The 6,176-nt window shown below is 74.1% G+C and carries 2 protein-coding genes; both read left to right on the top strand.

Features of this window, described 5'->3' with window-relative positions:
* Positions 1-1,199, top strand: a 1,199-nt coding sequence (locus QR77_RS46440; protein WP_040019551.1) for a beta-ketoacyl reductase, incomplete at its 5' end; no start/stop codon positions are given.
* Between the two features lie 11 nt (positions 1,200-1,210).
* A partial coding sequence (locus tag QR77_RS48180; protein ID WP_173476266.1) for a type I polyketide synthase occupies positions 1,211-6,176 on the top strand: 4,966 nt, incomplete at its 3' end.

Genomic DNA, 6,176 nt, shown 5'->3' with positions numbered 1-6,176 from the left:
GGCACGTGGCGCGGTGGCTCGCGCGGGAGGGCGCAGGCCATCTCGTCCTGGCCGGACGACGCGGGCCCGACGCCCCCGGCGCGGCGGAACTCCGCCGTGAACTGGCGGCCTACGGCGCCGAGGTGACGATCGTCTCCTGTGACGTCCGGGACCGTGCCGCGCTCGCGGACCTGCTCGACCGGTACCCGCCGGACGCGGTGGTCCACACGGCCGCCGTCGTGGACGACACCACCCTGGACGGCCTGACCCCGGACCGCATGGACGACGTTCTGCGCACCAAGACGCTCCCGGCCTGGCATCTGCACGACCTCACCCGTGAGCGGGAGCTGTCGGCCTTCGTCCTGTTCTCCTCGGTGGCCGGCACGCTGGGGGCCGCCGGGCAGGGCAACTACGCGCCGGGCAACGCCTTCCTGGACGCACTGGCCCGGCACCGGCACGCCCTGGGCCTGCCTGCCACGTCGATCGCGTGGGGCCCCTGGGCGGGCGACGGGCTCGCTTCAGCGGACGCCGTCGCCGGCGCGGCCGGCCGGCACGGCATGACGCCGATGGACCCCGCGCTCGCCGTCCGGGCCATGGCGGCCACCGGCGAACCGTTCGCCGTCGTCGCCGACGTCGACTGGGAACGCTTCCCGCGCGAACGGGTCGCGCCCATGGTGGCCGGGCTGGTCCCGGCCCGGGAGCGGGACCGGACCCCCGCTCTCGGCGAGCGGCTGGCCGCGATGCCTGAGCCGGAGCGCGCGGGGGTGGTGCTGCGGACGGTGCTCGCCTGCCTGGCCGATGTGCTGGGCCACACCGACCCGGCCGCCATCGGCGCGGACCGTCCGCTGACCGATCTCGGCCTGGACTCCATGACCGCCGTGGAGATGCGCAACCGCCTCCGGGCCGAGACCGGACTGGAGCTCTCCGCGACCCTCGCCTACAACTATCCGACCGCCGGGGAACTCGCCCGGCACCTGCACACCCGGCTCCGCGAACGGACCGCGCCCACGGTCCTGTCGGCCACCGCGGAGCTGGACCGGCTGGAGCGGGCCGTGGCCCACATCCCGCCCGCCGATCCGGAGCGCCGCAAGCTGGCGGCACGCCTGCGGGCCTTGCTCGGCACGGTCGAAACCGCCCCCGCCTCGGCGCGCGGTCAGGATCTCGACCAGGTGACGCAGGACGAATTGCTGGCCCTCATCGATGACGAGTTCGGAAAGTAGTGGCCCCGCCCATGGCGAACGAAGAGAAGCTTGTGGAGTACCTCAAGCGGGTCACAGTCGACCTGCGCGAGGCGCGACGGCAACTGGCCACACGGAGCGAACCCATCGCGATCGTGGGCATGGCCTGTCGCTTCCCCGGTGGTGTGGCCACCGCCGAACAACTGTGGGACCTCCTGGTGGGTGAGGTCGACGCGATGTCCGACGTGCCCGCCGGCCGGCACTGGGACCTGGAGTCGCTGTACGACGCCGACCCCGACGCCGCCGGCCGCTCGTACGTGCGCGCGGGCGGGTTCCTCACCGATGCCGCCGCGTTCGACGCCGACTTCTTCGGAATCTCGCCGCGCGAGGCGCTGGCGATGGATCCGCAGCAGCGGCTGCTGCTGGAGACCTCCTGGGAGGCACTGGAGCGGGCCACCATCACGCCGGACTCCCTGCGCGACGCCCAGGTCGGCGTGTTCGTCGGCTCCAACGGCCAGGACTACGGGCGACTGCCGACCCCGCCCAGCCTGGAGGGGTACCTCGGCACCGCCACCTCCGCGAGCGTCATGTCCGGACGGATCGCCTACACACTCGGACTGACGGGCCCGGCCGTCACCGTCGACACGGCCTGCTCGTCCTCGCTGGTCGCGCTCCACCTGGCCGCGCAGGCACTGCGCCAGGAAGAGTGCGAACTCGCTCTGGTCGGCGGCGTGACGGTGATGTCCACCCCGGGGGCCTTCGTCGGGCTCAGCCGGCAGCGTGCGCTGTCCTCGGACGGCCGGTGCAAGGCTTTCGCCGAGGCCGCCGACGGCACCGGCTGGGCCGAGGGAGCCGCGACGCTGGTGGTGGAGAGGCTCTCCGACGCCCAGCGGCTGGGCCACCCCGTGCTGGCGGTGGTGCGCGGCTCCGCCGTCAACCAGGACGGCGCCTCGAACGGGCTCACCGCGCCGAACGGCCCCGCCCAGGAACGCGTCATCGCCTCCGCGCTGGCCGCCGCCGGACTGCTCCCGCACGAGGTGGACGTGGTGGAGGCGCACGGCACCGGTACGAAGCTCGGCGACCCGATCGAGGCGGAGGCGGTGCTGGCCGCCTACGGGCAGGACCGGGCCGAGCCGTTGTGGCTGGGATCGCTCAAGTCGAACATCGGCCACACCCAGGCCGCTGCGGGGATCGCCGGGATCATGAAGATGGTGCTGGCGATGCGGCACGGCGTGCTGCCCAGGACCCTGCACGTGGATGCCCCGACCAGCCACGTGAACTGGTCGGCCGGCCGGGTCGAACTGCTGACGGCGGCCCGGCCCTGGCCTCGGACGGGGACCCCGCGGCGGGCCGGCGTGTCCTCGTTCGGGATCAGCGGCACCAACGCCCACTTGATCGTCGAGGAGCCGCCCGAGCCCGAGCCTTCCGGCGAGGACGAGGCTGTGGCTCCGGCCGAGCCCCTGGCCGGGGCCGGGGCAGCGGGCCCCCTGCCGTGGGTGCTGACCGCGCGCGGCCCCGCCGCCCTGCGGGAACAGGCCCGGCTGGCACTCGAACTGACGGGCCGTCATGACCTCCGCGACGTCGGTCACGCGCTGACGGCGACCCGGTCCGTCCACTCCGACCGCGCCGTGGTGCTGGGGGAGTCGCCCGAGACGTTCACGGCGGCCTTGTCCGCCCTGGCGGGAGGGTCGCCCACGGAGGCGGTGGTGTCCGGCGTCGCCGGTACGGCGGGCCGGACGGTGTTTGTTTTTCCGGGTCAGGGTTCGCAGTGGGCGGGGATGGCGTCTGAGCTTCTTGTGTCTTCGCCGGTGTTCGCGGGTCGGATGGCGGAGTGTGAGGCGGCGTTGGCGCCGTTTGTGGACTGGTCGTTGTCGGAGGTGGTGGCGGCGGGTGAGTTCGGCCGGGTGGATGTGGTTCAGCCGGTGTTGTGGGCGGTGATGGTGTCGCTGGCCGCGGTGTGGGAGTCGGTGGGTGTGGTCGCCGATGCGGTGGTGGGTCACTCGCAGGGTGAGATCGCGGCTGCTGTGGTGTCGGGTGCGTTGTCGTTGGATGACGGTGCCCGTGTGGTGGCGTTGCGGTCGCGCGCGATCCGCGCTTTGGCGGGTCGTGGTGGCATGGTGTCTGTGCCGCTTTCGGTGGACCGGGTACGGGAGTTGTTGCCGGCTGGTGTCTCGGTCGCTGTGGTGAACGGGCCGTCGTCGGTGGTGGTGTCGGGTGACCCTGCCGGTCTGGACGCGGTGTTGGCGTCGGTGGAGCGGGCCAAGCGGATCCCGGTTGATTACGCCTCGCATTCGGCGCAGGTGGAGGAGATCCGCGAGGACATCCTCCGGACGCTGGACGGGGTGTCCGGCCGGGAGGCGGCGGTCCCGTTCTTCTCGACGGTGGACGCCAAGTGGGTGCCGGGCAGCGAACTGGACGCCGGGTACTGGTACCGGAACCTGCGGCAGACGGTGGAGTTCGAGAGCGCGGTCCAGGCGCTGACGGAGGCGGGATTCGGAACCTTCGTCGAGGTGAGCGCGCACCCCGTCCTGACCGTCGGCATCGAGGACGCGGCCGGGGACGTGATCGTCTCGGGCACGCTGCGGCGCGGGGACGGCGGCTGGGGCCGGGTGCTGCGTTCCGCCGCCGAACTGTTCGTACGGGGCGTGCGGGTGGACTGGCCGTCGCTGTTCCCGGCCGCACGGCCGGTGGAGCTGCCGACGTACCCGTTCCAGCGGGATTCGTACTGGCTGGAGCCGGCGCCCGGATGGGACGGCGACGTCTCCGCCCTCGGCCTCGGGGCGAGCGGCCACCCGCTGATGGGCGCGATGGTGGACCTGGGCGACGAGGGCCGGGTCTGGACCGGGCGGCTCGCGGCGGAGAGGCAGCCATGGCTGACCGATCACTCGGTCGCCGGCGCCGTGCTCGTACCCGGGACCGCCTTCGTCGAACTGTGCGTGAGCGCCGGACGCCAGGTCGGCCGCCCCCGGCTCGCCGAACTCACCCAGTACGCGCCCTGCGTGCTGCCCGACCGCGGCGGCCTGGCGCTCCAGGTCCGGATCGGCCCTGAAGAGGCGGCCGGACGGCCGGTGGCCGTGCTGTCCCGGTACGACGAGGACAGCGACTGGGTCCGGCACGCCGAGGGGATGGTGACCGAGGGCGGCACGCTGCCCGGCGCCGAGGACCTGGCGGCCTGGCCGCCGCCGGGCGCGACGCCACTGGACACCGGCGGGTTCTACCCGAGGCTGGACGAGGCGGGCTACGGCTACGGACCCACCTTCCAGGGACTGCGCGCCGCGTGGCGGCGGGGAGACGTGCTGTACGCCGAGGTCGCCGGGCCCGACGCGGAAGCGGCCGGCGGCTTCCTGGTGCACCCGGCGGCGCTGGACGCGGCCCTGCACGCCCTGATGCTCGACCGTGACCTCGGCGAACTGCGGGTGCCGTTCTCCTGGAGCGGAGTGGAACTGGCACCCGGCGGGTCCACCGCCGTGCTTCGGGTGCGGCTGACCGCCGAAGGCCCGGACAGCGCGTCCCTGCTGATCGCGGACGCCGAGGGCCGCTCGCTCGGCTCGGTGGGCCGGTTCGTCGGCCGTCCGCTGCTGGCACGTCAGCTCACCGCTGCCCGGCCGGCGTCCGCCGACTGGCTGTTCCGGCCCGAGTGGGCGCCCGTCACCGTTCCGGACGTGCCACCGGCGTCCCTCGCCTTCCTCGGCCCGGACCACGACCTGTCGGCGCTCTCCGAGATCCCCGACGCGGTGGTGGCGTCCGTCCGCGCGACATCCGGGGACCCGATACGCGCCACGCACGAGGCGGTGCGGGAGACCCTGGCACTGCTCCGCTCCTGGCTGGCCGACGACCGGTTCGCCGCCGCGCGTCTCGTGCTGCTGACCCGCCCGGGGGACCTCGCGGCCGGCGCCGTACAGGGGCTCGTCCACTCGGCGCAGTCGGAGAACCCGGGCAGGTTCGTGCTCGTCGAGAGCGAAGGACCGCAACAGATCGTCGCCGCCCTGGCCACCGGGGAGCAGCATCTCTCGGCGCGCGACGGCACGCTCGCGGTGCCCCGTCTCGTCCGGGTGGCGCGCGGCGAAGCGCCGCCGCCGTTCGCGCCCGGCGGCACGGTCCTGGTGACCGGTGCCACCGGCCTCCTGGGCGGCATCGTGGCGCGGCACCTCGTTGCCGAACACGGCGTCCGGCACCTGCTCCTGGTGGGCCGCCGAGGCCGGACGGAACTCGGCGACCTGGACGCCGAGGTGACCACGGCCGCCTGCGACGTGACGGACCGTGCGGCGCTGGCCGGGCTGCTGGCCGCGATTCCCGCCGAGCACCCCTTGACCGGGATCGTGCACGCGGCCGGCGTGCTCGACGACGCCACGGTGCAGACCCTCACCCCCGAGCGGGTCGGGCCGGTGCTCGCGCCCAAGGTCGACGGCGCCTGGAACCTCCACGAACTCACCAAGGACCTGGGCCTGTCGTCCTTCGTCCTGTTCTCCTCCACCGCGGGTCTCCTCGGCTCTCCGGGCCAGGGCAGCTACGCCGCCGCCAACGGCTTCCTGGACGCCCTGGCCGCATACCGCCGCGCCGCCGGGCTGCCCGCCCACTCGCTCGCCTGGGGCCTGTGGCAGGACCCCAGCGCGATGACCGGCGATCTCACCGCGGCCGACGTGGCTCGGATGGGCCGCGGCGGTGTCCTTCCGCTGACGGCCGAGGAGGGCCTGGAACTCTTCGACGCCGCGCTCACCGTGGACGGCCCGGTCCTCGCCCCCGTGCACGTCACCGCCGGGCGCACGCGCGACCAGATGCCGCCGATGCTGCGGGCGTTCGCCAGGAACGAGTCCCGCTCCGACGAGGACGCCGCCTCGGCGGCCGGCTGGAACGCGGTCCTCGCCGCGCCGGCCGGGGCCGACCGCGAGCGCGCCGCCCTCGCCGTCGTACGGGAGCAGGTCGCCGCCGTCCTCGGCCACGCGGCCGAACGCGTCGACCCGAACCGCGCGTTCAAGGACTTCGGCTTCGACTCGCTGACGGCGGTCGAGCTGCGCAACC

This window comes from Streptomyces sp. 150FB, assembly GCF_000818195.1.
In the GTDB taxonomy this organism is placed as follows: Bacteria; Actinomycetota; Actinomycetes; order Streptomycetales; family Streptomycetaceae; genus Streptomyces.
Note: the sequence above shows the minus strand (reverse complement) of the source record. Positions and strands in the feature narration are given on the sequence as shown.